The organism is Methylosinus sp. Sm6 (assembly GCF_019802345.1).
Taxonomy (GTDB): domain Bacteria; phylum Pseudomonadota; class Alphaproteobacteria; order Rhizobiales; family Beijerinckiaceae; genus Methylosinus.
The window spans coordinates 1-26,258 of the sequence record NZ_JAINDZ010000037.1 but is presented as its reverse complement, the minus strand read 5'-3'; the positions used below and the strand labels follow the sequence as shown (position 1 = coordinate 26,258).

The window sequence follows — 26,258 nt, the reverse complement described above, 5'->3', positions numbered from 1 at the left end:
CAACGGCGCAGAAAAACGGAGGGCGCCATGGATCGATGTTGCCGGCCGATTGCTTACCAACTCGTTATAACCACTCTGGTGACAATTACGCGGCAGGTCGCGGCGGCCGCGGCGAACCGATGGCTTCACTAGAAGGGAACATCATGGCGGGATCGTGTCGCCCGCGCCGATCACCGCCAATCTCCGATCGCGACCTGAACGATCGCCAGAGCGGCGACGGCCGCCGTATCCGCGCGCAGGATGCGCGGTCCGAGCGTGAGCCGCGCGACCCTCGGCGCGGCGAGGATGGCGGCGCGCTCCTGCTCGTCGAATCCGCCTTCCGGCCCGATGAGCACGCAGACCCCGTCATGATCCGGCGCCGCGCGCAGCGCCGCGACCGGATCGGCGATGGCGGCGGCTTCGTCGCAGAAGACGAGCAGGCGGTCCGCGGCGCGGCCGGCGAGGAAGTCCTCGAGCGAGGAGTCTTCCGCGACCTCCGGGACCGAGAGGACGCCGCATTGCTCCGCGGCTTCGATCGCATTGGCGCGCAGTCGCGTCAGATTGACGCGCCGCGCCTGGGTGCGGCGCGTGATCACAGGGACGAGGCGCGACGCCCCCATTTCCGTGGCCTTCTGCGCCATATAGTCGAGTCGCGCGTGCTTGAGCGGCGCGAAGCAATAATGCAGGTCGCGCAGGCTCGTCTGCTCGCGCGCGCGCGTCGTCGCGACGAGGTCGGCGGAGCGGCGCGAGACGTTTTCGAGTCGCGCCGCCCATTCTCCGTCGCGCCCATTGAACAGCAGAATGGTCGCGCCCTCGCGCATCCGCAGCACGTTGAGGAGATAATTCAGCCGGTCGGAGTCCGGAATAATACGCGCTCCGGCCTCGAGCCGCTCGTCGACGAAGAGGCGTTGCGCGGCGAAATCGTAAGCAGGCACGGGCGATCCGGGGGAAGGGCGGCGCGCCGCCATCAAGCCGCCGCTTTGCCGGCGACACTGCCCAAAGCTTGCAAGCGACGCAAGTGTCTTGCTAAGACCTTACGAAACGCAAAAAGGGGACCTCGGCCATGATCGCAGGAGGGGGAACGCGCGGACACATCGGCGCGCTGATTTCGGGACTTCTGCTCGCCGTCGCGGCGACGCAGGCCCTCGCTCAATCCTGCCAGGAAGATTTTCAGAAGCTGTCGGAAAAGCGCAATGCGCAGATGATGGCTCTGAACAATATCGGCAAGGCCGCCAAGGGCAAGATGGACCCGGTCGCCGCCTGTCCCGTCGCTCGCCGCCTCGTCGTGATCGAGACGGAGATGTTCGCCTATCTCCAGAAGAACAAGGAATGGTGCAACATCCCCGATCCGATGGTGGATAATTTCAAGCAGCAGCGCGCCAAGACGCAGACTTTCGCGACGCAGGCCTGCTCCTTCGCCGCCAAGGCGAAGAAGATGCAGGAGGAGCAGGCGGCGGGAGTGGCTCAGCAGGCGCAGAAGCTGCCGGCCGGCCCATTGTGAGCGCCGCCGAGCGCGCGGCGCCCGACCCGCGCGACGAGCGCTTGCCCGACGCCGTCCCGGATCATTTTCTGCTGCGGCTGGCGCCGGCGCGGCTGCGGCCCTTCGTTCAGCTGGCGCGGCTCGATCGGCCGATCGGCTGGCAGCTGCTGCTGCTGCCCTGCTGGGAGGCGAGCGCGCTCGCCTCCGCATCGCTCGGCCGCCCGCTCGATCTCCTTCATCTCGCGCTGTTCTTCATCGGCGCCGTGTCGATGCGCGGCGCCGGCTCGACCTATAACGACATCGTCGACCGCGACATCGACGCCAAGGTCGAGCGCACGCGCGGGCGGCCGCTGGCCAGCGGCCGCGCCAGCCTGCGCGCCGCCATCGTCTTTCTCGTGCTGCAATGCCTCGTCGGCCTCTGCGTGCTGCTGTCGTTCAACGGCTTCACCATCGCGCTCGCCCTGGCCTCGCCGCTGATCGTGCTGATCTATCCCTTCGCCAAGCGGTTCACCTCCTGGCCGCAGGCGGTGCTCGGGCTGGCCTTCGCCTATGGCGCGCTGCTCGGCTGGACGGCGCAGGCGGGCGCCCTCGCCGCGCCGGCGGTCCTTCTCTATCTCGCGGCGATCTTCTGGACGATCGGCTACGACACGATTTATGCGCTGCAGGACAAGCGCGACGACGCCATCGCCGGCGTGCGCTCGACGGCGCTGCTGTTCGGCGCGCGCGTGCGTCTCGCCGTCGGCGCGCTCTATGCGGCGTCGGTCATCGCCGCCGAGCTCGCCGTGCTGACGGCGCATCTCGGCGTCGCCGCGCAGATCGGCGTTCTCGCCTATGCGGCGCATTTGTGCTGGCAGGTCTGGCGTACAGGGCCGGGCGTCGAGCCTGCGACGGCCTTGATGCTGTTCCGCTCCAACTGGAACGCGGGATTATTGTTGTTCGCGGGGCTGGCGATCGAGGCGCTTCTTGCGGCGTGATTCAGCCGATTTGAGCGCGCCTGACGGCTCGCGTGTGGATCGATTGGAAGGCTGGGTGGTTCTCACTGACGAACAGCAGGCATGGCTTGCCGCGCAGGTCGCGGCTGGCGTGTCCCCGACGATGGAAGCCGCCGTGCAACAGGCCATAGCCGAACGCATGGCGTCGGAGGCCGCCGGCATCGACGCCGCTGATGTGGCGTGGCTGAAGCCGCTCGTCGATGAAGCTCGCGCCTCCGTGATGCGTGGCGATAGTTTTACCCTGGAGGAGCATCGGGCGCGAAATGCCGCTCGCCGTGCTCTGCGCGGATAGTGGCGCGGATCATTATCGCGAGAGGCCCGCTCCAGTCCCCTCACCCTGAGGAGCCCGCGCAGCGGGCGTCTCGAAGGGTGGGCGGCAGCGCGCGCTCTGGAGCATCCTTCGAGACGCACCCTACGGGCGCTCCTCAGGATGAGGGCGAGGCGCTGTAATCGACCGGCCTCACTCGTAGCAAATAATCTCCCGCTCGTCCTCGTGCACCACGACCAGCCGCGCCGTCTCCCCCGTCTTGCGGCGCGCCGCAAAGCGCGGGCGGCGCTGCTGCACGGCGACATTGCGGCGGCGCTCCAGCGCGCCACGATAGGCGACCTCTCCGAGGCGCGGGTCGAGCGTCTCGAGCTCGCCGTCGCGGCAGGAGAGGCGCGGCAGGTCGAGATAGGCGGCCCAATATTTCCAGTCGGCGGAGACGGCGCCGCCGTCGGCGGTCTCGGCCAGCACGACATCGAGATCGGGATCGCGATGGGCGAGCGACAGGCGATAGGAGGCGCCGCCATCGCCGCGCGGCTCGACGTCGAGCGCGACGCCGCGATAGGCGCGGACCGGGACGCTGATCATCATGGAGACGCCGGCGAGGCGGCGCGTGATCAGAATATCGCGGCGGCCGACGCGGACGCGCCGCTCGCCCTCGTCGGCCCGCCGGTCGGGCTGGACCGCGAATTGCGGGAGGGCTTCCGCCGCCTTGCCATGCTCGAACATGCTGTCTCTCCGAAAAGTGAGGCTCGTGTCTCGGTGGAGGCATGTTGCGCGACGCCCATGGCGAAGCTTGCTAACGAGGCTGGTGAATCCGTCGTAAACCATTGCTTCTTAGCCAAAATCGCCGATCTTGGGTGAACGGGCGGCAAATGCGGTCGATCAAATCGACGACATTTCGCCGCAAAAAGGCGCCTTGCGGGGCGGGCCCGCCTCGCTTAACCAATTCGACCCAATGGCCGATAATCGAACCGACCTCGCGGTAAAGCTGCCGCTGCTCGAAGCCGTTGCGCGTCGGGCGGGGGAGATCGCCCTGGCCTATTTCCGCCCGGGCGCCCGAACCAGCGCCGAAATCTCCTATAAGGAGGGCGGCTCGCCCGTCACCGAGGCCGATTTCGCCGTCGACCGCTTCCTCTTCGAGGCCGCGCCGTCGCTGTTCCCGGACGCCGGCTGGCTTTCGGAGGAGACGGCGGACAGCGAGGCGCGCCTGTCGCATTCGCGCATCTTCATCGTCGATCCGATCGACGGCACCTTCGCCTTCTCGCGGGGCGACACGCGCTGGGCGGTGTCGATCGCGCTGATCGAGGACGGGCGGCCGATTCTCGGCGTCATTCACGCGCCGGCGATGGAGGCGACCTTCGTTGCGGCGGCGGGTTCGGGCGCCTTTCTCAATGGCGAGCCGATCCGCGTCTCGGCGCGCGCCTCCCTCGAGGGCGCGCGCATCGTGGCGCCGCGCGGACTCGCCGGCTATTTCGCGCGCTCTGCGCACAAGTTCGATCTGCAGACGCGCACGCCCTCCCTCGCCCTGCGCCTCGCCGACATCGCCGCCGGCCACAATGATCTCGCCATAGCGTCGAAGGATTCGCGCGACTGGGACATTGCCGCGGCCGATGTGATACTCACCGAGGCGGGCGGCGTGCTGTCCGAGCTCGAGGGCGCGCCCTTGCGCTATAATCGCCCCGAGCTGCGGCGCGACATGCTGGTCGCCGCGCCGCAATCGATCTTTCCCGAGAGCCTCGCATTGGCGCGAGCCGTTTCGAAAGGCGAAATATGAGCAAATCGGCAGTCGGTGCCGGCGCTGCGCCGGCGCAGCCCCTTCACCTCGTGTTCGGCGGCGAGCTCGCCGATCTGCAGGGCGTCGCCTTCCGCGACCCCGCCAAGCTCGACATCGTCGGCATCTTCTCCGACGCCGACGCCGCGCTCGCCGCCTGGAAGGCCAAGGCGCACGCCACCGTCGACAATGCGCACATGCGATATTTCGTCGTGCATCTCAGCGGCCTGCTCGATCCCGAGGCCGAACGGGCCTGAAGGCCGATCGGCGCCGCCGGGGACGGCGCGCCATCGGCCTCTCCTCCTGTCTCGGAACGCCTGTCTCGGAACGTCGATGCCATTGCTGACGCTCTATAGATTGCTGACCATCGGACTGACGCCCTTCGCCGGCGGCGTGCTCGCCTGGCGGGCGCGACGCGGCAGGGAGGACCCGGCCCGGCTGATGGAGCGGGTCGGCGTCGCCAGCGCGAAGCGTCCCGAGGGCCGGCTGGTCTGGCTGCATGGCGCCAGCATCGGCGAAAGCCTCGCGCTGCTGCCGCTCATCGACCGCTTCATCCAGCGCGGGGTGGACGTGCTGGTGACGACCGGCACGGTCACCTCGGCCAAGGTGGTGAAGGCGCGCCTGCCCGCCGGGGCGACGCATCAATATCTGCCGCTCGACGCGCCGCGCTTCGTCGAGCGCTTCCTCGGCCATTGGCGGCCCGACATCGTGCTGTTCGCCGAATCGGAGCTGTGGCCCAATATGATCCGCGCCGTCCATGCGCGGCGGCTGCCGCTGATCCTCGTCAACGCCGCCATTTCGCGCCGCTCGGCGGAGCGCTGGCGCCGTCTGCCCGGCGGACCCGGCCGGCTGCTCGGCAAGATCGACCTGTGCCTCGCGCAAAACGCCGAGAGCGCGGCGCGCTATCTCGGCCTCGGCGCGCCGCGGGTGCGCGTCTGCGGCAATCTCAAATTCGACGTGCCGCCGCCGCCGGCTGGCCCGGCCAGGCTCGCCGCCTTCACCGGCGCGATCGGCGCGCGCCCCGTCTGGGCGGCCGTCTCCACGCATGAGGGCGAGGAGCGGATCGCGATCGAGGCGCATCTCGCGCTCTGCCGGGACGTTCCGGACCTCCTCACCATTATCGCGCCGCGCCAGCCCGAGCGCGGAGGAGAGATCGCCGCTTTGGCGCGCGCCGCGGGGCTCGAGACGGCGCAACGCACGCTGGACGGCGAGCCGCGACGCGCAACCGCGATCTATGTGGCGGATACGGTCGGCGAATTGGGCCTGATCCTGCGCGCGGCGGGGGTCGTGTTCATGGGCAAGTCGCTGACCGCCGCCGGCGGCCACAGCCCGATCGAGCCGGCCAAGCTCGGCTGCGCGGTGCTGCACGGGCCGCATGTGGAGAATTTCGCCGACATCTACGCCGAGCTCGCGACGGCGCGGGCGGCGGCGCGGGTGACCGACGCCGAATCGCTGTCGCGCGCGCTGAGCTATCTGCTGGCGGAGCCTTCGCGCATGCGCAAGATGGGCCGCGCGGGAGGCGATGTGGTGACGCGCCTCGGCGGCGCCTCTCAAAGCATCATGGCGGCGGTCGAGCCCTATCTCGCGCAATCGGCGCTGGAGCAGAAATGATCCGCGCGCCGGGCTTCTGGCGGCGCGCGCCGGCTTCCCCGCTCGCGCGCGCGCTCGCCCCGCTCGCCGCGATCTATGCCGCCGCGGCCGGCGCGCGGCTGATGCGGCCGGCGCCGCGCGCCGAGCTGCCCGTCGTCATCATCGGCGGACTGACGCTCGGCGGCGACGGCAAGACGCCGACCGCCCTCGCCGTCGCGGCGCTGCTGCGCGAGCTCGGCGAAGAGCCGGCGTTTTTGACGCGCGGGTATGGGCGCGGTCGGCGCGGCGCGCCGTTTCGCGTCGACCTCGCGCGTCACACGGCGGCGGAGGCGGGCGACGAAGCGCTGTTGCTGGCGCGCCGCGCGCCGACCTTCGTCGGCGCCGATCGGCTCGCGGCGGCGCGGCTCGCGCGCGCGGCCGGCGCGACGGCGCTGATCTGCGACGACGGGCTGCACAGCCGCCGGCTCGACGCCGATCTCGCCATCGCCGTCGTCGACGCAGCGCATGGGGCGGGCAATGGCCTGTGCCCGCCGGCGGGGCCGCTGCGCGCGCCGCTCGCGCGCCAGCTCGATATCGTCGATTGCGTCGTCATCGTCGGCGCGGGCGAGGCCGGCGAGGACATCGCCGATCGGTCGCGCGCTTGCGGCAAGCTCGTGCTTCGCGCGCGCATGCGGCCGGATCCGAAGGTCGCGCGGAGCCTCGCCGGCGCGCCGGTTCTCGCTTTCGCGGGGATCGCCCGTCCGGAAAAATTCTTCGCGACGCTCGAGGAGGCGGGGGCGCGGCTCGTCGGACGGCGCGCTTTCGCCGATCATCATCGCTTTCGGCGGCGTGAGATTTTTTTGCTTCGGCGCGAGGCGCGCGCGCTCGGGGCGAGGCTCGTCACCACGGAAAAGGATGCGGCGCGCTGTCCCGCCGGCGCGGCTCTGCCGGTCGCGCTCCATTTCGACGAGGAGGCGGCGATGCGTCTGGCGCTGGCGCGGGCGCTCGCCCGCGCGCGGCTCACGCGCGCGGCTTGACGCCGAGCCGCGTCAGCTTGGCCTGCGGACTGCTATAGGCCTCCTGCAGGTCGACGTTCCAATAGCGCAGCTCTTCGAGCGGGATAGGCTCGCCGGTGACGGCGCAGCGGACGAAATTGCCCGCCCGACGCACGCGGAACTCGCCGTCGCCGTACTCGACCTCGGCCTCCGCCGCTGGCTGCGGATGTCGCTCGAACTTGTTCATTCTCATCCCGCGTCTGGCGCGCGCCGCGAGGCGCCGCATCGACGAAATAATCGAGGTCATGCGGGATTTTCAATAGGCGCGCGGCGCTTGGCAAGAGGAAAGGCGGCGCCGGACAGGGAAATCGGGTGAACGAGACTTCTCACCGGAGAGGCGTGCTCCCCGAGTCTTTGCAGTGAAACCCCACCCCGTCCGGCTTCGCCGGCCGACCCTCCCCCTGAAGGGGGAGGGTAAAAACGCCCCTGCCGTCATTCACCCGATCGGCCCTGCGGCGCCGGAGAAGAAAACGGCCGCCCCGAAGGGCGGCCGGGACTCTATCGGACCTCGATCCGGCCTGCGCCGGCCGCGCTCGCCAGAAGATCGCTCACCAGAAGACCTGGGCGCGGGCGAGGAAGAGATCGGGATGCTGGCCGGTGAGCCAGGCGCGGTCGCTGGGGCCGACGAGCGTCAAGGCATGCGTCCAATTGGCTTGCAGGCGCACGCCGCGCACCGGATACCAGTTGAGCGCGAGGGTGAAGTTCTCGAGCCGCCCGCCGAGCAGCGGGGAGGCGCCGCCATTCTGCAGATTGAGCTCGCTGAAGCGCGCCGCGACCTCCCAGGCGCCGAGGCCGCCCTTGTTCAGCGGGTTCTTGATCTGCACGTCGCTGAATGTGCCGGGCGAGTTCCAGCTCTTCGCATAGGTGTTGTAGGAGGCGGCGCGCGATTCGCCGGTCAGGAAGGCGGAGCCCTGGACGTAATAGCCGCTGTAGAGCAGGCTGGCGCCGCCGGGCGCGCCGGAGGCCGCGACGAGCGCGCCGTCGCGCTCATATTGCGTGGCGATATATTCGGCCTGGGCGGAGAAGGGGCCGTAGGCGGTCGCCGCCTCGAAGCCGTAGCTGTAGGAGTATTTCAGACAGCCCTTGCCGGTATTGAGGAAGCTGGAGACGACGGTCCCGTTGGCGTCGTTCCCGACCCGGAAGCAGTTCAGATCCCAGGTCGGCGTCGTCGTGCCGTTGCCCGGCGCGCGGATGAAGGCGCCCGAGCCGCCGAGGATGTCGGTCTCCTCACGCTCGGTCGAGCGTCCCGGCAGCAGGCCGGCGGCGTCGGTGAGCTGGGTCGTGTTGTTGGCTTCGTGGTAGCGGAACGACCCGCCGACATGCAGCAGCGCATCCTCCTCGACGATCGGCGAGTAGATGCCGCGCACCGCGACGTCCCAATATTGGGAGGAGCCGGCCGGCGGCGAGGTCGAGGTGTCCTGCGGGCTGGTGGAGAACACGCCGGTCTTGAGCGCCCAATTCTTGTCGCCGATGGTGACCGCGGCGCCGATATGACGGCTGGGAGCCAGGGCGGACGGCAGAGAGCGCTCGAGGAAGGTGATGTGCTTGGTCGAGCTCACGGCGTCGAGGCCGAAGGGCTCGAAGAAATTACCGACCTGGAAGCTGACCGGCTGAGACGTGATCTCCTCCGGCAGCAGCTTCTGGCGATAGCCGAGCCAAGCGTCGCGGATGCCCTGAGCGCCGGAATTGGTGAACTCGTATTGGAACTTGTAGTACCAGTTCTTATACGCCTTGCCCTCGACCTCGAGCTGGGCGCGGCGGAAGCCGGCGTTGCTGGCGGAGAACAGGTTCTGGACCTTGCCCTTCGAATCGACATAGCTCGCCGGACCGCCGAAGCCGCCGTCGGCCTGGATGCGGCCGCCGATCTTGAAGCTGAAGGCCTTGTCCTCGGTCTCGACGAACAGGCCGTTCTTGAAGCTGACGAACACCGGGGGAGGAGCGACGATGCCGGGCTCGGTCTTGGCCGAGTTCACGGCGTTCTTGACCTGGGCGTTGGTCTTGGCCTGCTCGGCCATGCGCGCTTCGAGCCGCTTCAGCTGCGCCTTCAGCGCCGCGATCTCGCTCGCCGTGTCGGCATAGGCGGCGGCAGGCAAGCCGAGCGCGCAGAGCAGCGTCGCAAGCCCTGCGCCTGCCTTCAACCGCGATGCGCCCATGGCGCCGAATCGTTGGTCTTTCATCTACATCCCCTTTGAACGCGCCGCGCGGTCATGCGCGAGCCACGAAATACGGCCGACTCTCCCGCCGCCTCCCCAGTCGTCGGGCCTTCGTCGGCCAGATGGAGATCGCCTGCCGCGTGCGACTCGCGGCAGAACATGATCTCGATGGACTTATCAGGAATAGATTTTTGTTACATATCGACAGCCAAGGCAAGGTTGGAGTCGGCGAAGACGTACGTGTTATCGCCAGCGTGACATTTCGGTCACACCAACGTCGGCAGGGTTTGTGCCGATGACGTGGGAAAGAGCGGGGGCAGCTGCGTCCCTGTCCGAGTCGTGCGCCGCTCGGACCTCGGCGGTTCGCCCGACGGAGGCGAGACGGCTCGCGGCCAGGACGCCGGCAGTCTCCGTGAAATATTCCAGCAATATCGATAGAGCTATCAGAAATAGAATCCGTTTCTATTTATAGAAACGCCTTACATATCGATCGGTCGACGCCCGAGGATCGCGGGCGATATTCGTTGCGCTCGTACAACACCTTACGAAAAAACCGCTGTCACAAACTCCAGAGCTTCAGATTTATGATGATTGTGTCACGAGTCGGCCTTAGCGCTGCCCGAGCGGTAGCAAACCAATGATATGGATCGAGGCCGACTATGACAGATATGACGCGCCGGCATGGCGGGGCTCAGAAGCTCGCGTCCGCGAGAGGCGTAAGGCTTGCTAAGCTCGAGGGCGGCGTCGCCCTGATCGCTCTCTGCGGCGCCTTGGCGCTTCCCACGGCGGCCTTCGCCGACACGGCGAGCGAGATTGCGGCGCTGAAGGCGCAGCTCAAGCGGCTCGAGGCGCGCATGGCCGAGCAGGCCAAGACGACCCACCAGGTGAAGAACGCGCTGAACTCGGCGAAGTCCGCGCCGGGCGCCGGCGCCCCGCCGCCGGTGTTCGTGAGCTTCAAGAACGGCCTGTTCGTCGAGACCGAGGACGGCGACTTCAACTTCAAGGTCGGCGGCCGCATTCAGGTCGACGGCGGCTTCGGCGGCCCGGCCAGCTTCGGGACCAACAACCTCTATTCCGCGAGCAATGTCGGCTTCCGCCGCGCCCGCCTCGAAGTGGAGGGCAAGGCCTATAAGAACTGGTTCTACAAGTTCCAATACGACTTCACCGGCTCCGGCGCCGCCGGCATCCGCGATGCGTTCCTCGCCTATCGCGACAAACTGCTGCCGGAAGAGATCACCTCGCAGCCGGTCACCTTCCAGGTGGGCAATCAATATGAGCCGTTCGGCCTCGAGACGCTGAACTCCTCCAAGCACATCACCTTCATCGAGCGCGCGATGACGGAAGCGCTGACCCCGGCCCGCCATATCGGCGCGTCGATCGGCGTCGGCGACAAGCAGTGGAGCGTCAAGACCGGCATCTTCTCGACCAGCCCGCAGGACGCCTCGACCTCGCCGCCGGCGGGCCAGGGACAATATTGGGACGCCGCGATCCGCGCCACCTATGCGCCGATCAAGCAGGACGACGCGCTCGTCCACCTCGGCGCCTCGTTCCTCTATCATCAGCCCGAAAACACGACGAGCGCGACCGACGCGAATTTCCTGCGCCCCGGCCAGGCGAGCCGCGACGAGTTCGACGTTCTCGGCGGCGGCGGCACGCTGATTCGCCTGCCGGTGAACGCGACGTCCTCGGATCTCGCCTGCGCCAAGGTCGCCGCCGGCGCGACCACCGCCAGCCTCGCGGGCAACAGCTGCCTGAAATATTCCTATAACTACGGCTTCGAGGGCGCCGTGGCCTATGGGCCGTTCTCGGCTCAGGCGGAATATGTCGGCGCGCAATATGAGCGTGACGCGGCCAACATCGCGGCGCGCGGCGCCAATGGCGGCTCCAGCATCAACTTCAGCAGCTATTACGTCTACGGTTCGGTGTTCCTGACCGGCGAATCGCGGGCCGCCTCCTATCGCGGCTACGATAAGGACTGGAACACGCCCGGCACCTTCCACGATGTGGCGATCAAGAATCCGCTCGGCAAAGGCGGCTACGGCGCCTGGGAGTTCGCGGCTCGCTTCAGCGAGCTCAATCTGAACAACTCCGGCCTGTTCGGCGGTCGCGAGGAGAACCTCACCCTCGCGCTCAACTGGTATCCGGTCCGCGGCGTCCGGTTGCAGGCAAATTGGACGCGCGTGATGAATCTCGTCGGGCCGTCGGACCGCGCCTATCTCACCGGCCAGCATCCGAACGCCTTCATCGCCCGCGCCCAGGTCTTCTGGTAAGCCCCGCGACGAGCGCAAGCGCGCCTCGTCATCGCGAGCGAAGCACAGCAGCATCAGAAAGGCCGCCCCCGAAAGGGGGCGGCCTATTTACGTTCACCCGATCGCCCGGGGGGGGTAGGGGCGATCGGGTGAAGGATAAAATCCCCAACCCGCGTCCTGAGGAGCCGCCGCAGGCGGCGTCTCGAAGGACGACCGCGGGGCGAAATCAAAGGTTTCTCCCGTTGCCGTCCTTCGAGACGCCCGCTTCGCAGGCTCCTCAGGACGAGGGTGATGGGGGTCTAGTCCTTCATCCGATTCCCTGGGGCGTTGAGGGACGAGGCTCCACAATCTCGGCCGAATCGCCTATGAATTGAATAATGTCTGCGCTCGCGGACGCTTATCGCATCCGCTTTCTGTAGTTCTGCGTATCTTTTCATCTTGTATTGCAGACGAAAGCGCATGAGGGAATTACTTAAGCTGTTCGGGCTGGGCGGGCTCGCGGCCTGCTTCGGCGAGGCCGCGGTCGCGGCCGATCTGCCCAAGCGCCAGGCCGCGCCGATCGAATATATGCGCATCTGCGATCAATATGGATCGGCCTATTTCTACATTCCCGGCACCAACACCTGCCTGCGCATCGGCGGCGCCGTGGTCGGCGAATGGCGGACGTGGAGCACCTCCTATCGCATGTCCCGCAACATCATCGCGACGGATAATCCGGTCGCCTTCGGAACCGGCGGCGTCGCCAATGCGCTCGGCCTCCCCGGCCATGTGCCCTATCTCGGCTACGCCAACGCCCGCAGCGGCGACAACAGCGGCTTCGTCGGCGTCGGCCGCGTCGAAATGGATGCGCGCGCGCCGACGGAATATGGGACCATGCGCGCCTTCCTGAGGCTCGAGGCCTGGTTCGGCTCGGACAGCAGCGCGGCGACCGGCTCGCTCAGCGGCTCGCAATATTTCGGCGGCTCCAATTTCGCGAACGCCACCGTGTTCCGGTCGACGGCGCGCGAGACGACGATCCTCAACAAGGGCTTCCTGCAATTCGGCGGTCTGACGGTCGGCCGCACGCAGTCCTTTTTCGATTTCTACACCGACAACATCAATTGGGAGGCGCTGCGCGGCTCCAACGCCACGGTCGGCGCGCTGGCCTATACTTATATGCTTCGCGACGGCGTCGGCCTGAGCATGGCTCTCGAGGACAATGTCTCGCGGCGCGGCTTCATCGGCTCGACGGTCGGCAATTTCAATTATCTGGCCGCGGTCAATGGCCTCACCGGCTCCACCGCGGCGGCGGCCGCGAACGCCTATGGCACGCGCTTCACCGGCGTGCCGGACGGCGTGCAAATTCCCGAGATCGTCGGCTCTCTGCGCGTCGACCGGCCCTGGGGCGCCTGGCAGATTTCGGCCGCCTCTCACCAATTGCGCACGTCGATCTACGCGCGCAACGCCGCCGTGGCGACGCCGGTCGCCGGCTCGCCGCTCGGCACGGCCATTCCCGCCACCAGCCAGAATGATTTCGGCTATGCGTTCCAGCTCGGGACGCAGTTCAATCTCGACAAGCTCGCTCCGGACTATTTTCCCGAGGGCGACAAATTATGGATTCAGGGGACGTTCGCGAAGGGCGCGGTCGGCTATCTGATGGGCAATAATCTGAGCTTCAACGGCGGGCCGGTGAACGGCAACGCCTTCTATGGCTATGGCAATGGCGGCGTCAAAGCCAGCAATGGCTGGGAGTTTGCGAGCTTCGACTGCATTTGGACCGCCGCCGCCCATTGCGACAAATCCACCGGCTGGGCGGTGCTCGCCGCATTCAAGCATTATTGGACGCCGACGCTCTCCTCGGGCTTCTACGGCTCTTTTCTCGCGCTCTACAACAGTCCGACCGCCATCGCCGATTTCGGCAATGGCGTCGGCGCCGTGAACACCACCGAATATCGCATCGGCTCCAATCTCGTCTGGACGCCGATCAAGAATTTCGATCTCGGCGGCGAGCTGATGTATCTGCGCGACAATCATCACAGCCGGCCGGTCGGGCTCGCGCCGGACGTCGTGCTCTGGCACGCCGGCCTGCCCTCCTGGAAGGGCTCCAACGCCACTGTGGAGGGGCGGCTGCGCCTGCAGCGGTCCTTCTGACCCCCTTCTCAGCGCGGCGGCGCGGCGCCGTCCTCCTCCATCAGCTCGAGCAGCATGCCCTCGCGCAGGCCGCGGTCGGCGATGCGCGTACGCGTGGCCGGGAAAATGCCGCGAATCGCCTCGAAGATGGCGCAGCCGGCGAGCACGAGATCGGCGCGCTGCGGCCCGATGCAGCCATTGGCGGCGCGCTGGTCGAAATCCATGCCGCGCAGCTGCTCGATGGCGCGCGTCGCATCCTGGTCGGAGAGCCATAATCCATCGACGCGCCAGCGGTCGTAGCGCTCGAGGCCGAGATGGACGCCGGCGAGCGTCGTCACCGTGCCGGAGGTGCCGAGCAGATGAAAGCGCTGGCAGCGCCGCTCCGCCGCGGTGAGCGCGGCGAAGGACGCCAGCGCCTCCAGCGTATGGGCCGTCATCGTCGCGAAGGTCGCCTCGCTGACGCTGCGGCCGCCATAGCGCTCGGCGAGAGAGACGACGCCGAGCTCGAGCGAGGTCCAATGGCGCAGCTCGAAAGCGCTCGCCTCGCCCCCGCGCGCCAGCCAGACCAATTCGGTCGAGCCGCCGCCGATATCGAACAGGAGCACGCTCTCCGCCTGCGGATCGGCGAGCGAGCCGCAGCCGCGGGCGGCGTAGCGCGCCTCCGTCTCGCGGTCGATGATCTCGAGCTCGAGGCCGGTGCGCTCATGCACCCGCCGCACGAAGTCTTCGCCATTTTCGGCCGCGCGGCAGGCCTGGGTGGCGACCAGCCGCGCGCGGGTGACGCCGCGCGCGTTCATCTTGTCGCTGCAGACCTCGAGCGCCGACAGCGTGCGCTCGATCGCCTCCTCGCTGATGCGGCGAGCGCGGCCCATGCCCTCGCCGAGACGCACGATGCGCGAGAAGGCGTCGACGACGCGGAGCATGTCGGATTTGCGTCGCGCGCGATGCTCGCGGCGGGCGATCAGCAGCCGGCAGTTGTTGGTCCCGAGGTCGAGAGCGGCGTAGACGGGCTCGCGCTCCTCTGTCGCGCAAGGTCCGGCCGCGGGGCTGGCGGCCTCTTCGCCGTGCGAAGCCGGAACGCGCGCGCCGCGCGCCGAGGCGAAACGATCGTGCCGCGGCCCGCCGTCCGTTCCGCTCCAATGTTCCGGCTTTCTCAACGCTCCTCCCGCCCGGCCGCGCTGGACGAGGGGCGTTCCGCTCGCCGCGCACCATTCTCGACTCACGAGCATAGCAAGGACGGCAGGAATGCCAAGAACAGGTTTATGCAGAACAGACGTCTCCCGGCTGGCGGGGACAATGGCAGAGCTTCAGATCGGGCGCATAGCGCCGCCCGGCGCGACGCCGGGTCAGGCTCGTGGTCCGAGCGTGGCCCTGGACCGCGAGCCTTAAAGGCTCGCTCTCGAGAGGCTTCAAATTCGTCGACGCAGATCACTGATCGATCGGCGGAAACAGTGCGAGCGTCGCCGTAATATCATTATGCGTCGGCAGCCCGGCCTCATTGCCGAGATGCTGGATCTTATACGCGGAGGCGGCGCGGGCGAAGCGGAAATGCTCGCGCCAGGACGCTTGCGGCCGCTCGATGAAAGACGCGACATAGGCGCCGTGGAACACGTCGCCGGCGCCCGAGGTGTCGACGACCTTCTCCTTCGGCACGGGCAGAGCGGGAAGCCGCGAGATCTCGCCGCTCTCGTCATACCAGAGCATGCCGTGCTCGCCGGTGGTGACGCCGCCGATGCGGCAGCCTTTTTCGCGCAGGAAGGCGAGCATCGCGGTCTCCGAGAGCGACATCTGCTCGCAGAGGCGCTCGGCGACCACCGCCACATCGACATGGTCGATGAGCTCCAGAATGCCCGGGCGCAGCGCGCCGCCGTCGAGCGAGACCAGAGCGCCGCGCTCGCGGGCGGCGCGCGCGTAGTGAATGGCGGCGTCGCTCATATGGCCGTCGACATGCAGCACGCGCAGCCCGGTCGGATCGACGCGCGGAAAATCCTCGAGGAAATCGGCGTCGCGCGCGCGGAGGATGGCGCGCTTGCCGTCCTTCGGCAGAACGAAAGAGAGCGAGGAGCGCCGCACGCGGCGCGGATGCACGCGGACGCCATAGCTCGCCGCCATGTCCATGAACATGTGCCCGAGCCAGTCGGGCGCGAGCGAGGTGACGAGATCGACGCTCTTGCCGATGAGCTTGGCGCAGGCAAAGCCGGCCGTCACCGCATTGCCGCCGAAGGAGATGGCGTAATCCTCGGCGACAGCCTTCTGGTCGGCTTGCGGCACGACCTGCGTGCGCATGGTCACATCGATGTAGGCATGGCCGATGAAGAGCGCGTCCAAGCGAGGCTCCGCGGTTCGAAAAACCTAGAGCGCTTTCCGATCGAACGGAAACGTTCGATCGATCAGAATTCGCTCAAACTCAAGAATGCTATCCATTCGGATCGGATAGCGCTCCAGTTGCGAAGGCGGGCGCGCGCCCACGGCGCGCCGTCGCCGGCTCGCGCGGCGCCGGCCGCTCCCTCGTCCGCGAAGCGGGGGAGGGTGAGGGAGGGGGACGCTTCGGATCGCAGCGAGCATGCGAGCGAACCGGTCAGAGCGAGAAGCTCGCACCGCAGCCGCAGGAGGAGGCCGCGTTCGGATTTTCGATGCGGAAGGACTGGCCCATCAGATCCTCCACATAATCGATGCGCGCGCCGGCGAGATAGGCGAGCGAGACCGGATCGACCACGAGCTTGGCGCCGTCGCGCTCGATCGTCACATCATCGGCGCCAGGCGCGGGCTCGACCGAATAGGTGTATTGGAAGCCGGAGCAGCCGCCGCCGCCGACGCCGACGCGCATCGCCGCGCCTTCCGCCTCGCTGGCGAGAAGCGCGAGGATGCGCTTAGCCGCCCGCTCGCTCAGCTCGGGTTTCGCGATCGTCTGCGCAACATTCATTCTTGCCGGCCTTTCCGCTCGCAGGCTCGGACCCTTGCGCGCCGCCGCCGGGCCGAGATATCTCACGCAACATATGGCCGCCCGCGTGACCTTGCAATGACAGGAGCCGCCGTATGGCGACCTCGGAGCTTCCCGGCGCCCGCCGCGCCGTCTACGCCAGCGATCCGGCGACGTCGCGCGGCCGCCTCCATCCCGAGCACGCCTCGCCGACGCGCAGCGAGTTCCAGCGCGACCGCGATCGCATCATCCATTCGACCGCCTTTCGCCGCCTCGCGCACAAGACCCAGGTGTTCGTGCCGCTCGACGGCGATCATTTCCGCACGCGGCTGACGCATACGATCGAGGTGGGGCAGATCGCGCGGGCGCTGGCGCGCGCGCTCGCGCTCGACGAGGATCTGGCCGAGGCGGTGGCGCTGGCGCATGATCTCGGCCACACGCCCTTCGGCCACGCCGGCGAGCGCGCATTGCAGCGCTGCATGGCCGATCACGGCGGCTTCGACCACAACGCCCAGGCCCTGCGCGTCGTCACCCTGCTGGAGCGCCGCTACGCCCGCTATGACGGGCTCGATCTCACCTTCGAGACCTTGGAAGGGCTGGTCAAGCACAATGGCCCGCTCGCGGGGCCGAAGGCGGCGCGGGCGCTGCCGGCCTATGTGGCGGAGTTCGACGCGCGATTTCCGCTGGAGCTGGACAGCTTCTCCGGCGCCGAGGCGCAGGCGGCGGCCATCGCCGACGACATCGCCTACGACGCCCATGACATCGACGACGGCCTGCGCGCCGGCCTGTTCTCGCTCGCGGACATCGCCGCCGTGCCCTTCATCGGCGTGATGCTCGAGGAGATCGCCGCGGTCTATGGCGAGATCGAGCGCGCGCGCGTCATTCACGAGCTGGGGCGGCGCGTCATCACCCGCTTCGTCGAGGATGTGATCGTTCAATCGAAGAAGCGGCTGGCGCTGACGGCGCCGCAGAGCGTCGAGGATGTGCGGCAAGCCGGCGTCGCAATGGTCGCCTTCTCGCCGCCGATGGCCGAGGCCGACCGCTCGATCAAGGCCTTTCTGTTCCCGCGCATGTATCGCCACGAGAAGGTGGTCGGCGTCTGGGAGCGCGCCGAGCAGGTGATCTCGCGGCTGTTTCCGGTCTATCTCGACGATCCGGGGCGGATGCCGGCCGAATGGGCCGAGCTGGCGCGGGCGGACGGAGCGCGGGCGCGCCATGTCGCCGATTACATCGCCGGCATGACCGACCGCTACGCGCTCGGCGAATATCGCCGCCTGTTCGGCGAGAAGGTGGCGCTGGGGTGAGGGGCGAGCATGACCGAAACGCCCGGCGCGCCATTCCATTTCCACGTAATTCGCGCTATGGCGTCGGCGCGAGACAATGGGTTTTGAGGATGCGCCGGCTCGGGAAGCCGGGCGTCATCGGCAAGGGGCTTCAGCAATGAGCGCAGAGGTGTTGGAGCCGGGTCGGCTCGTGACGGTGTTCGGCGGGTCCGGCTTCATCGGCCGCCATGTCGTGGGCGCGCTCGCCCGCGACGGCTGGCGCATTCGCGTCGCCTGCCGCCGGCCGGATCTCGCCTTCCATCTGCAGCCGCTGGGCAAGGTCGGGCAGATTTTCCCGATCCAGGCCAATCTGCGCAACAAGGCCTCGATCGCCGCGGCGGTGAAGGGCGCCGACGCGGTCGTCAATCTGGTCGGCATTCTCGCCGAGGGCGGCAAGCAGAGCTTCTCGGCCCTTCATGCGGAGGGCGCCAAGGCGGTCGCCGAGGCCGCGGTGGCGGCGGGCGCGACCCATTTCGTGCAGATCTCGGCGCTCGGCGCCGACGCCAATTCGACCTCGGTCTACGCCCGCACCAAGGCCGCGGGCGAGGCGGCGGCGCGTGAAGCCTTTCCCGCCGCGGTGATACTGCGGCCGTCGGTCGTGTTCGGGCCCGAGGATGATTTCTTCAACCGCTTCGCCACTATGGCGCGCTATTTCCCGGTGATCCCGGTGGTCGGCGAGGCGACGCGCTTCCAGCCCGTCTATGTCGGCGATGTGGCGCGCGCCGTGGCGCTGGCGGTCGACGGCCGCGCCGCCGCCGGCGCGACCTATGAGCTCGGCGGGCCGGAGGTGAAGAGCTTCCGTGAGATCGTCCAATATGTGCTCGAGGTGACGGAGCGCGATCGCCGCATCCTGCCGCTCTCCTTCGCGACCGGCAGGAAGGTGGCGGCGATCACCGGCCTCGCCAGCAAATTGTCCTTCGGCCTGTTTCCGAAGCTGCTGTCGATGACGGGAGATCAGGTCGAGCTGCTGCGCCACGACAATGTCGTCTCGGCCGAGGCGCAATCGACCGGCCTGACGTTCGAGGGGCTCGGCCTCGCCCCGACGGCGATCGAGGCGATCGTCCCGTCTTATCTCTACCGCTATCGCAAGACCGGCCAATATCAGGCGCAGCGCCTCGCCTGACCGCGAGCGAACTGGAATGGGCGACGATCTCTTTCCGCCGCTCGAGACAGATCGGCTGCGGCTGCGCTGCGTGGCGCAGCGAGACGCGGTTGCGACCTCGCGATGGATGACGCCGGCGGTGAGTCGCTGGCTCGCGTCCTGGCCGCTTCCGTTCACTCCGGCGATGGCCGCGGAGCGCATCGAGCATTGGCGGGCGCTCGCGCGCGCCGGCGATGGACTCGGCTTTGCCATCGCCGACATAGCCACAGACGAACTGCTCGGATGGGCGACGATCGAGCGCGAAGACGATTCGTCCTCGGGATCGTTCGGCTATTGGCTGGCGGAGCCGTTCCAAGGCCGAGGCTACATGCGCGAGCTGGCGCCGGTCGCGCTCGCCGCCGGCTTCGAGCGGCTCGATCTCGCCAGAATTCGCGCCGGCGCGCAGATCGAGAATACGGCCTCCTTCGCAGTCATGCAGGCGTGCGGAATGCGGCGCGTCGGCGAAGCGATGGTGTTTGCGCCCGCGCGAGGGCGTGAGGAGCCGTGCCTGTTCTATGAAGTCCATGCAGGCGATCTGGCGCGAGCCTGAAGGCTCGCTCTCGAGAGGCTTCAAATTCGTCGACGCACGCCGTTCACGGCGCGCGCACAAAAGGTCGCGGCGCGGGAGCCGCCGCGAGTCGCTTGTGCAGGCGCACCATGAAGGCGACGCCGAAGAGCGGCGTCAGCAGATTGAGCCCCGGCACGGACACGAAGCCGGCGATGAGCAGCCCCGCGAGGAACAAGGCGGTCGCATGGCGGCGTGTCAATTCGCGCGCCTCCTCGAGCGAACGGTAGCGCGTCGCGGCGAATGCGAAATATTCCCGGCCGAACAGGAAGGCGTTGGCGACGAGAAAGACGATCGCATTGATGCCGGGCACGAGCAGCAGCAGCAGAGCGATGAAATTGACGCCGGCCGAAACCAGCGCGAAGCGCAGCGCCATCACGAGGGCCTGACCGGCCGGGAGCGGGCGTCCGGGCTCGCCGGCGGGATCGATCTCCTTCTCGACGATCTCGGCGAGATCGTCGAGGAACAGGCCCGCCACCAGAACCGAGATCGGCGCGATGAGAAAGGCGAGGCCGACGACCAGCCCGGCGCCGGTCGCGAAGGTGATCGCCGTGTGCAGGATGACATTGTCGACGCTGACGAAGGAGAGGGTGAGCTTGTCGAGCCCGACCCAGGCGAGCGCCAGCAGCACGAAGGTCATGCCGAGGCTCTTGAACAGCACATTGCGGAAAGGCGGCGAGAGAATCTGGCGCGCGGCGTCGATGGCGGCTTGCAGCATGAGAACTCCGATCGGCGAACCCGTCGCCGAAATGGGAAGGCGAAGGCGCGGGCGCAAGTCCCGCGGCGTCGGTCGGATCACCCCTCGCGTCACCCCGCCCCGTCCGGCTTCGCCGGCCGATCCTCCCCCTCGAGGGGAGGCTCAGGCGCGCGATCCGCGGCCATTTCCTCGCATTCGCGCTCCGAGAGCGCTTTCGACAGCTCGCCGGCGCGGCGCATCTGCTCGCGCCTGGCGCGGTCGTCCGCCGTGCTCGCGGGCGTCTCGCTGTGGTGGAACAGCACATCCATCACCGCCTGCACGCCCGCGGGGCTCACCTGGCGCAGATCGGCCTCGAAGAAGCCGGCCGAATGCGGTCCCGTCACGATCTCATAGGCCGGGAAATAGACGAGGTCGGGCCAGTATTGCGCCGCCTCCTCGCATGCCACGCGCAGCGCCGCCTTGCTGTAGGCGGTCGCGCGCTGGACATGGGCGCCGGAGGCGGTCGCGACCAGCGGGACCGGCGAGACGGTCGCCATCATGCGAATGGCGGGATTGAATCGTTTCAGCAGCTGCATGCTCTCGAGCAGATCGTCGCGAATGTCGCTGCTGCGGAAATTGACGAAGGCGTGGCGCTCGGGATCGAAAGCGCCGGCGATCGTCCCCGGACAGGCGGGAAAGACCGCCCCATCCGCCTTGGAAACCCAGGCCTCGGTCAGCCCCAGGGTGAAGATGAAGAGGCTCGCCCGCCGGATGGCCTCGCGAAACCGCGCGTGGTGCGAATCGAGGATCAGGTCGAACTCCTCGTCCGATCCGGCCGGATCGGGGAGGCCCGGGCGGAACGGGTCGATCACCGCCTCGCCGATGCGCCAGCGGTCCTCGATCGGGCGAAACGAGCCCGCGAGCCGCTCCAGCAGCTGCCGCAGCTGGCGCGCCGTGTAGATGTTCCCATAGGCGGCGGAATAGAGATGATAGCCATAGCGATCGGCTTCATCGACGAATTCCGTGCGGACGTATGGGAAGCCGGCGCTCTCGAAGAAAGGGATGATATTGGCGGCAAAGCAGCTTCCCGCCGACATGATCTTGTCGTCGGCGCGCAGCAGCGGCGCTGCGGGGTCGACGAGCGCGCGGGCGTCGTAGCTCCGCGCGACGGACCTCGACCAGAACGCCGTGTCGGGCAGCGTCAGATAGGGATGGCTCGCGCCCTTCTTCACCGAGCGACTTGCTCCAGCACCTTGCGCAGAACGATCGCCCCATAGGCGGCGTTGGCGTGAGTGACGTCCGGGTGCCAATATTGCTCCAGCAGATAGCCGTCCTCGTCCTGCAGCTCGCTCGGCACCGGGATGAAGCGGGCGCCGTAACGCTCGCTGATCTCGGCGATCATATCCTGCAGCAGGAACCACATCTTGAGCCGGATGTGCGGCTCGGTGATCTTGATCTCGGCGACGCTCTGGCCGAGCTGCGCCGCCCAATCGCAGAAATAGGGCTCTCTTTCCAAGAGCTTGCGCAGAGCCTCCGTGTCCTTCTTGGGCGGCGGCGTGCCGACCAGCGTCACCGAGGCCGGCATGCGCGCGTTCAGAATCGGCAGCACGCGGTCGAGCTCAAAGAGATCGATCTCGTTGAAGCGGCGCCTGATGCGGCTCTGCGAGACGATTTGAAAGCTCGGGACCAGCCGCTTCACCTTGTTGGACAGGAAGTCGAAAGCGAATGCGGCCTGGAAGAAAAAGCTGACATTGTGCTCATTGCCGCCCCACACGATCACGACATGGGCGCCGGCGGCGTGGTCGGCGAGCGCCCGCCAATAGGCGGGGTCGCGCGGCCAGGTTCCTTCCAGCACGTGCAGATTGCCGTGCTGGCGCAGCGCACGCAACGCAGGCGGGTTCTTCACGTGATTGACAGTCAAGGCGGTCAAATGGGAATGTCCCGCGAGGATCACCTTCGTCGCCGGCTGAATGGATGCGGTTCCCGCGGCAGTGTCTTTGAGGTCTCGGTCCGGGGCGTAGACGACCATCTCGACGCTTGATCCTTTGTTGTCGCGAGCCTTTCCGGCCCTATCGCCATGCGGGGCCGCACCGCCGGCGGTGAAGACTGACGAACCGGTCACGCCACTCGATTCTATTCATACGACCGCCTGCGCCCCGAGATCAAATGTTGGTTTCCGATGGCGGGCGATCGGGTGAAGGACTGCAGACCCATCACCCTCGTCCTGAACTCTCGAAGCGGGCGTCTCGAAGGACGGCAACGGGGAGAAACCTTTGAATTCGCCCTGCGGCCGTCCTTCGAGACGCCGCCTGCGGCGGCTCCTCAGGACGAGGGTCGAGGATTTTTTCCGTGGTGCAATTGCCCTCGGTTCACGACAGCCGGGCCGCGTCACGTATTGAACCGGAAATGCAGCACGTCGCCGTCGGCGACCACATAATCCTTGCCCTCGAGCCGCAGCTTGCCCGCCTCGCGCGCGCCGGCCTCGCCGCGCAGCGCGACATAATCGGCAAAAGCGATGGTCTCGGCGCGGATGAAGCCCTTCTCGAAATCCGTATGGATGACGCCCGCCGCCTGTGGCGCGCGCGTGCCCGCCTCGATCGTCCAGGCGCGCGCCTCCTTCGGCCCCACGGTGAAATAAGTGAGGAGATGCAGGAGGTCGTAGCCGGCGCGGATGACGCGGTTGAGGCCGGGCTCGGCGAGGCCGACCGCCTCGAGATAATCCGTCTGCTCCTCGGCCGGCAGCACGGCGATCTCGCTCTCGATCTTGGCCGAGACGACCACCGTCGCCGCGCCTTCCTCGCGCGCCCGCGCCGCGACCTTTTCCGAGAAGGAATTGCCGGCCGCCGCCGCGCCCTCCTCGACATTGCAGACATAGAGCACGGGCTTGGACGAGAGCAGGCCGAGGCCGGCGAGCGCGCCGCGCTCCTCCGGCTTGATCTCGACGAGGCGCGCCGGCTTGCCCTCGCGCAAGAGATCGAGGCAGCGCCGCATCAGATCGAGCAGCTCTTTCGAATCCTTGTCGCCGCCCTTGGCCTTCTTCTCGAGCGGGATCACCCGCTTTTCGAGGCTGTCGAGATCGGCGAGCATCAGCTCGGTCTCGATCGTCTCGATGTCGCGGATCGGATCGACGCCGCCCTCGACATGGGTGACGTCGCCGTCCTCGAAGCAGCGCACCACATGGGCGACGGCGTCGCATTCGCGAATATTGGCGAGGAACTGATTGCCCAGCCCCTCGCCCTTGGAGGCGCCGCGCACGAGGCCGGCGATGTCGACGAAGGTGAGGCGCGTCGGGATGATCTGCTTGGAGCCGGCGATCTCGCACAGCTTGTCGAGCCTCGGATCGGGCACGGCGACCTCGCCGACATTGGGCTCGATCGTGCAGAAGGGATAATTGGCCGCCTGCGCCGCCGCGGTCTGCGTCAGCGCGTTGAACAGGGTCGACTTGCCGACATTGGGCAGGCCGACGATTCCGCATTTGAAGCCCATGGCGTCCTTAGTCCTCGCAGAAAGCTCGCTGCGGCGCGGTATGGGCGGGAGCGGGAAAAAAGGCAAGGGCGGGGGCGAGGCAGGCCGTGAGGTCGGCCGCGTCCGGGTGGCCGGGGCTCCGCGCGCCTGCGCCCAGCCGAGGCGGCGTCACGCTCGTCGAAATTCGTTCACCGATTGTCGCTTCAGTCTTGCTGGCGCGAGGGCTCGCGGCCGCGGCGGCGGCGCGGCCAGCTCCAACCAGCTCATTGTCGCGGCCCGGCCCACGCGCTTCTCCGCTTGCGCTCGCCGTTTTGCTCGACGCCCTCGGTCCACGTCACTGCTTGTATCGCTTCAGCTTCGCCGCGAATTCGTCCGCCGTGATCGGCGTGGGCTCACTTTCGGTCTCGGCGAGGCCGGCGGCCGGCGCAGCGGCGGCCGGCACGAGATAGCCATGCAGGAAAGTAAGGCCCACGTTGGATGTCGACGCGACGGAAACGGTCTTGCCGGGCTTCACGAGAATTCCGACGCCGAGATCGATGGCGATCGGAGCATACAGGCTCGAGTTCGACACAGGGGAAAAATGACTCGTCAACACGGCGCCCTGACAGTTCGCTTCGTCGTAAACAGTAATTCCGGCATAGGACAAATTATAATATTGCTCATATCCGCTGATGGCCGTGATGATCAATGCTTTGCCTGCGGGAACCTTGTATTGAAAACGTGTCTCGCATCTAGATATGTTGTTGCTTACGTAAATCTCGACCATGTTCAAAGGGTTGTTCCGATATCCCGCGATCGGGTCGAAAACGGATAGTCTTCGACTGCTATCGACCCACGCTTGTTTTCTGGTGAAAGGATCGACGATCGCGACCGATTGAAAAGTCACGGCGGCTCCGACCGCGCCCGGGACCAAGATCGCCGCCAAGATGATCGCCGTGAGTTGACGGCCCGAAAATTTGTTCACAAGCTCGCGTAGCACGGTGTTCGTCCGTTCTTGAAAGTCTCTGCGCAATTCGGACGCCGGTCGACGATTTCCGCATTTGGAGACCATGCGCGTCCCCGGTCGTATAGAAAATCGCTGCGGCGCAGTATGGACGGCGCGGGGCATCACAGGCAAGTCTACGCTCAGACGCGGCGCGCGAAGACGATCTGTGTGTCGCCATAGCGACGACGCTCGGCTTCGGCGACGCCTTCTGGCAGGGGCAGCGGCTCCTCGGCCGCCTCCTCGACGACGATCAGCGCCTCCTCGGCGAGCCAGCCGCCCGCGAGCAGCGCGCTCAATGCGCGAGGCGCGAGGCCGCGGCCATAGGGCGGATCGAGAAAGGCGAGGGTGAAGCGCTCGCCCGGCGGCGCGAGGCCGAGCTTGGTCGCGTCGCGCCGGAAGATGCGGGTGACGCCGCCGAGGCCGAGCGCTTCGATATTGGCGCGCAACAGCGCGCGCGCCTCGGCGCCGTCGTCCACAAACATGGCCCGCTCGGCGCCGCGCGAAAGGGCTTCGAGGCCGAGCCCGCCGGCGCCGGCGAAGAGGTCGATGACGCGGGCGCCGGGGACCGGATCGCCATAGGCATGGGCGAGAATGTCGAAGATCGATTCGCGCAGCCGGTCCGAGGTCGGGCGAATCGACTGGCTGTGCGGCGCCTTCAGCACGCGGCCGCGCAGCGCGCCGGCAACGATGCGCATCGCCTAGCCGCCCCCGCGCGCAATGCCGATGAAGAGCCGAATCCACTCCCTCTCCCGTGCTGCGGGGGAGGGCCGGGGAGGGGGCTCCGCGCATCCGAGACCCTGCCCGAGCATTACTTGTCTCCGCGCGGCTTGCGCGGGCTGCCGCTCGGCCTGCCCCCGCGGGGCTTGCCGTTGCCTGGCTTGCCGGCTCCAGGCTTGCCGCCTCCGGGCTTGCCGCCGCGCGGTGGGCCGCGCCGCTCGAAGCCCTCGCGCTCGCCGGAGCGGGGCCGCGCCTCCTTGCGGTCGTCGCGGCGCGGCTTGGCGAACCCCGTCTTGGCGCCTCCCGTCTTGGCGAACCCCGTCCTGGCGGGCGCATCGCCCTCCGGACGCGGGCGGCGGGGCCGTGCGGCGCGCTCGCCGTCGCGCTGGAACTCCTCGCGTCCGCGGCGCTCGACATTTTCGCGCCGCTCGGAGCGCGCACCGGACGAATAGTCGCGGCGCGGTCTGGCGGCCTCGCCGTCCGGCCGTGGGCGGCGCGGCCGCGCCGCGCGCTCGCTATCGCGCTGGAAATCCTCGCGGGGGCGGCGCTCGACATTTTCACGCCGCTCGGGGCGGGGACCGGACGAATAGTCGCGTCGCGGTCTGGCGGCCTCGCCGTCCGGACGCGGGCGGCGAGGTCGCGCCGCGCGCTCGTCCTCGCGCCGCAAATCCTCGCGGCCGCGCCGCTCGAATGTCTCGCGCCCTTCGGAGCGGGGACCGGATGGCCGCTCGCTCCGACGCGGGCGCGCAGCCTCGCCTTCCGGCCGCGGCCGGCGGGGCCGCATCTCCTGCCGCGCTCCGGCGCCGCGCGGCCCGCGGCGCTCCTCGGCGCCTGCCCGCGCC

At 67.9% G+C, this 26,258-nt stretch carries 25 protein-coding genes and 1 pseudogene; 12 read left to right on the top strand and 14 right to left on the bottom strand.

Features of this window, described 5'->3' with window-relative positions; all coding sequences use genetic code 11:
• Positions 1–170: 170 nt before the first annotated feature.
• The gene (locus tag K3F48_RS19460; protein WP_222577104.1) at positions 171–914 is read right to left on the bottom strand and encodes a 16S rRNA (uracil(1498)-N(3))-methyltransferase; all 744 of its coding nucleotides are present in this window, start codon (positions 912–914) and stop codon (positions 171–173) included.
• Between the two features lie 128 nt (positions 915–1,042).
• Between K3F48_RS19460 and K3F48_RS19455 the strand changes: the two genes are divergently transcribed.
• Genes K3F48_RS19455 through K3F48_RS19445 form a run of 3 tightly spaced genes read left to right on the top strand, consistent with a single transcriptional unit; the run spans position 1,043 to position 2,743 of the window.
• The gene (locus K3F48_RS19455) at positions 1,043–1,480 is read left to right on the top strand and encodes a hypothetical protein (protein ID WP_222577103.1); all 438 of its coding nucleotides are present in this window, start codon (positions 1,043–1,045) and stop codon (positions 1,478–1,480) included.
• A gap of 41 nt (positions 1,481–1,521) precedes the next feature.
• Complete coding sequence (ubiA, locus tag K3F48_RS19450) at positions 1,522–2,433, top strand: 4-hydroxybenzoate octaprenyltransferase (protein ID WP_255609416.1); 912 nt, start codon at positions 1,522–1,524, stop codon at positions 2,431–2,433.
• Complete coding sequence (locus K3F48_RS19445; RefSeq protein ID WP_255609415.1) at positions 2,423–2,743, top strand: hypothetical protein; 321 nt, start codon at positions 2,423–2,425, stop codon at positions 2,741–2,743. Before ubiA ends, K3F48_RS19445 begins: the two co-directional genes overlap by 11 nt.
• A gap of 168 nt (positions 2,744–2,911) precedes the next feature.
• On the opposite strand, the gene K3F48_RS19440 is transcribed toward K3F48_RS19445, so the two are convergent.
• Positions 2,912–3,445, bottom strand: a complete 534-nt coding sequence (locus K3F48_RS19440) for a DUF6101 family protein (RefSeq protein WP_222577101.1) — start codon at positions 3,443–3,445, stop codon at positions 2,912–2,914.
• Positions 3,446–3,674: 229 nt separating this feature from the next.
• Between K3F48_RS19440 and K3F48_RS19435 the strand changes: the two genes are divergently transcribed.
• The 4 genes from K3F48_RS19435 to lpxK all read left to right on the top strand — a co-directional run bounded on the left by K3F48_RS19435 (position 3,675) and on the right by lpxK (position 7,096).
• The gene (locus K3F48_RS19435) at positions 3,675–4,493 is read left to right on the top strand and encodes a 3'(2'),5'-bisphosphate nucleotidase CysQ (RefSeq protein WP_222577100.1); all 819 of its coding nucleotides are present in this window, start codon (positions 3,675–3,677) and stop codon (positions 4,491–4,493) included.
• On the top strand, positions 4,490–4,747 hold the full coding sequence (locus K3F48_RS19430; protein WP_222577099.1) for a DUF4170 domain-containing protein: 258 nt from the start codon (positions 4,490–4,492) through the stop codon (positions 4,745–4,747). The genes K3F48_RS19435 and K3F48_RS19430 overlap by 4 nt, the downstream gene beginning before the upstream one ends.
• Before the next feature lie 76 nt (positions 4,748–4,823).
• Positions 4,824–6,101: a 3-deoxy-D-manno-octulosonic acid transferase gene (locus tag K3F48_RS19425; RefSeq protein ID WP_222577098.1), complete on the top strand. Its 1,278-nt coding sequence runs from the start codon at positions 4,824–4,826 to the stop codon at positions 6,099–6,101.
• On the top strand, positions 6,101–7,096 hold the full coding sequence (gene lpxK / locus K3F48_RS19420) for a tetraacyldisaccharide 4'-kinase (protein WP_370631457.1): 996 nt from the start codon (positions 6,101–6,103) through the stop codon (positions 7,094–7,096). Before K3F48_RS19425 ends, lpxK begins: the two co-directional genes overlap by 1 nt.
• Here lpxK and K3F48_RS19415 read toward each other — a convergent pair.
• Complete coding sequence (locus tag K3F48_RS19415) at positions 7,080–7,301, bottom strand: DUF2093 domain-containing protein (protein WP_222577096.1); 222 nt, start codon at positions 7,299–7,301, stop codon at positions 7,080–7,082. The two genes, lpxK and K3F48_RS19415, sit on opposite strands and share 17 nt — an antisense overlap.
• A 361-nt stretch (positions 7,302–7,662) precedes the next feature.
• Positions 7,663–9,291 carry an OprO/OprP family phosphate-selective porin gene (locus tag K3F48_RS19410; RefSeq protein ID WP_222577095.1) on the bottom strand — a complete coding sequence of 543 codons (1,629 nt, stop codon included), beginning with the start codon at positions 9,289–9,291 and terminating at the stop codon, positions 7,663–7,665.
• A gap of 635 nt (positions 9,292–9,926) precedes the next feature.
• Here K3F48_RS19410 and K3F48_RS19405 point away from each other — a divergent pair.
• Together K3F48_RS19405 and K3F48_RS19400 are read left to right on the top strand one after the other, a co-directional pair.
• Positions 9,927–11,537 carry an OprO/OprP family phosphate-selective porin gene (locus K3F48_RS19405; protein WP_255609414.1) on the top strand — a complete coding sequence of 537 codons (1,611 nt, stop codon included), beginning with the start codon at positions 9,927–9,929 and terminating at the stop codon, positions 11,535–11,537.
• A gap of 438 nt (positions 11,538–11,975) precedes the next feature.
• Positions 11,976–13,646: a porin gene (locus K3F48_RS19400; protein ID WP_222577094.1), complete on the top strand. Its 1,671-nt coding sequence runs from the start codon at positions 11,976–11,978 to the stop codon at positions 13,644–13,646.
• Positions 13,647–13,654: 8 nt separating this feature from the next.
• Here the strand turns inward: K3F48_RS19400 and K3F48_RS19395 are convergent, their stop codons facing one another.
• From K3F48_RS19395 to erpA, 3 genes are all read right to left on the bottom strand, one after another.
• On the bottom strand, positions 13,655–14,782 hold the full coding sequence (locus K3F48_RS19395) for a Ppx/GppA phosphatase family protein (RefSeq protein WP_222577093.1): 1,128 nt from the start codon (positions 14,780–14,782) through the stop codon (positions 13,655–13,657).
• 271 nt (positions 14,783–15,053) lie between these two features.
• Entirely contained in the window at positions 15,054–15,953 is a 900-nt protein-coding gene (locus tag K3F48_RS19390; protein ID WP_222577092.1) for a PfkB family carbohydrate kinase, read from the bottom strand.
• Positions 15,954–16,203: 250 nt separating this feature from the next.
• Positions 16,204–16,548 carry an iron-sulfur cluster insertion protein ErpA gene (erpA, locus tag K3F48_RS19385; RefSeq protein WP_222577091.1) on the bottom strand — a complete coding sequence of 115 codons (345 nt, stop codon included), beginning with the start codon at positions 16,546–16,548 and terminating at the stop codon, positions 16,204–16,206.
• A 113-nt stretch (positions 16,549–16,661) separates the two neighbouring features.
• Here erpA and K3F48_RS19380 point away from each other — a divergent pair, with 113 nt between their 5' ends.
• The 3 genes from K3F48_RS19380 (at position 16,662) to K3F48_RS19370 (ending at position 19,558) form a co-directional block, all read left to right on the top strand.
• A complete protein-coding gene (locus K3F48_RS19380; RefSeq protein WP_222577090.1) occupies positions 16,662–17,849 on the top strand; it encodes a deoxyguanosinetriphosphate triphosphohydrolase in 1,188 nt (395 codons plus the stop codon).
• A 136-nt stretch (positions 17,850–17,985) separates the two neighbouring features.
• Positions 17,986–18,990 carry a complex I NDUFA9 subunit family protein gene (locus tag K3F48_RS19375; RefSeq protein WP_222577089.1) on the top strand — a complete coding sequence of 335 codons (1,005 nt, stop codon included), beginning with the start codon at positions 17,986–17,988 and terminating at the stop codon, positions 18,988–18,990.
• 16 nt (positions 18,991–19,006) lie between these two features.
• The gene (locus K3F48_RS19370) at positions 19,007–19,558 is read left to right on the top strand and encodes a GNAT family N-acetyltransferase (RefSeq protein WP_222577088.1); all 552 of its coding nucleotides are present in this window, start codon (positions 19,007–19,009) and stop codon (positions 19,556–19,558) included.
• A gap of 43 nt (positions 19,559–19,601) precedes the next feature.
• Here K3F48_RS19370 and K3F48_RS19365 read toward each other — a convergent pair whose 3' ends face one another.
• The 7 genes and pseudogenes from K3F48_RS19365 to K3F48_RS19335 all read right to left on the bottom strand — a co-directional run.
• A complete protein-coding gene (locus K3F48_RS19365; RefSeq protein ID WP_222577087.1) occupies positions 19,602–20,291 on the bottom strand; it encodes a sulfate transporter family protein in 690 nt (229 codons plus the stop codon).
• 89 nt (positions 20,292–20,380) lie between these two features.
• Entirely contained in the window at positions 20,381–21,481 is a 1,101-nt protein-coding gene (locus K3F48_RS19360; RefSeq protein ID WP_222577086.1) for a GSCFA domain-containing protein, read from the bottom strand.
• Positions 21,478–22,278, bottom strand: coding sequence for a hypothetical protein (locus K3F48_RS19355; protein WP_222577085.1), 801 nt, complete (start codon positions 22,276–22,278; stop codon positions 21,478–21,480). The genes K3F48_RS19360 and K3F48_RS19355 overlap by 4 nt, the downstream gene beginning before the upstream one ends.
• Positions 22,279–22,637: 359 nt before the next feature.
• Positions 22,638–23,735 carry a redox-regulated ATPase YchF gene (gene ychF / locus K3F48_RS19350; RefSeq protein ID WP_222577084.1) on the bottom strand — a complete coding sequence of 366 codons (1,098 nt, stop codon included), beginning with the start codon at positions 23,733–23,735 and terminating at the stop codon, positions 22,638–22,640.
• 313 nt (positions 23,736–24,048) lie between these two features.
• Complete coding sequence (locus K3F48_RS19345) at positions 24,049–24,480, bottom strand: hypothetical protein (RefSeq protein ID WP_222577083.1); 432 nt, start codon at positions 24,478–24,480, stop codon at positions 24,049–24,051.
• A gap of 359 nt (positions 24,481–24,839) precedes the next feature.
• Positions 24,840–25,394, bottom strand: a complete 555-nt coding sequence (gene rsmD, locus K3F48_RS19340) for a 16S rRNA (guanine(966)-N(2))-methyltransferase RsmD (protein WP_222577082.1) — start codon at positions 25,392–25,394, stop codon at positions 24,840–24,842.
• Positions 25,395–25,507: 113 nt separating this feature from the next.
• Positions 25,508–26,258, bottom strand: a pseudogene (locus K3F48_RS19335) (hypothetical protein); the annotation flags it as partial.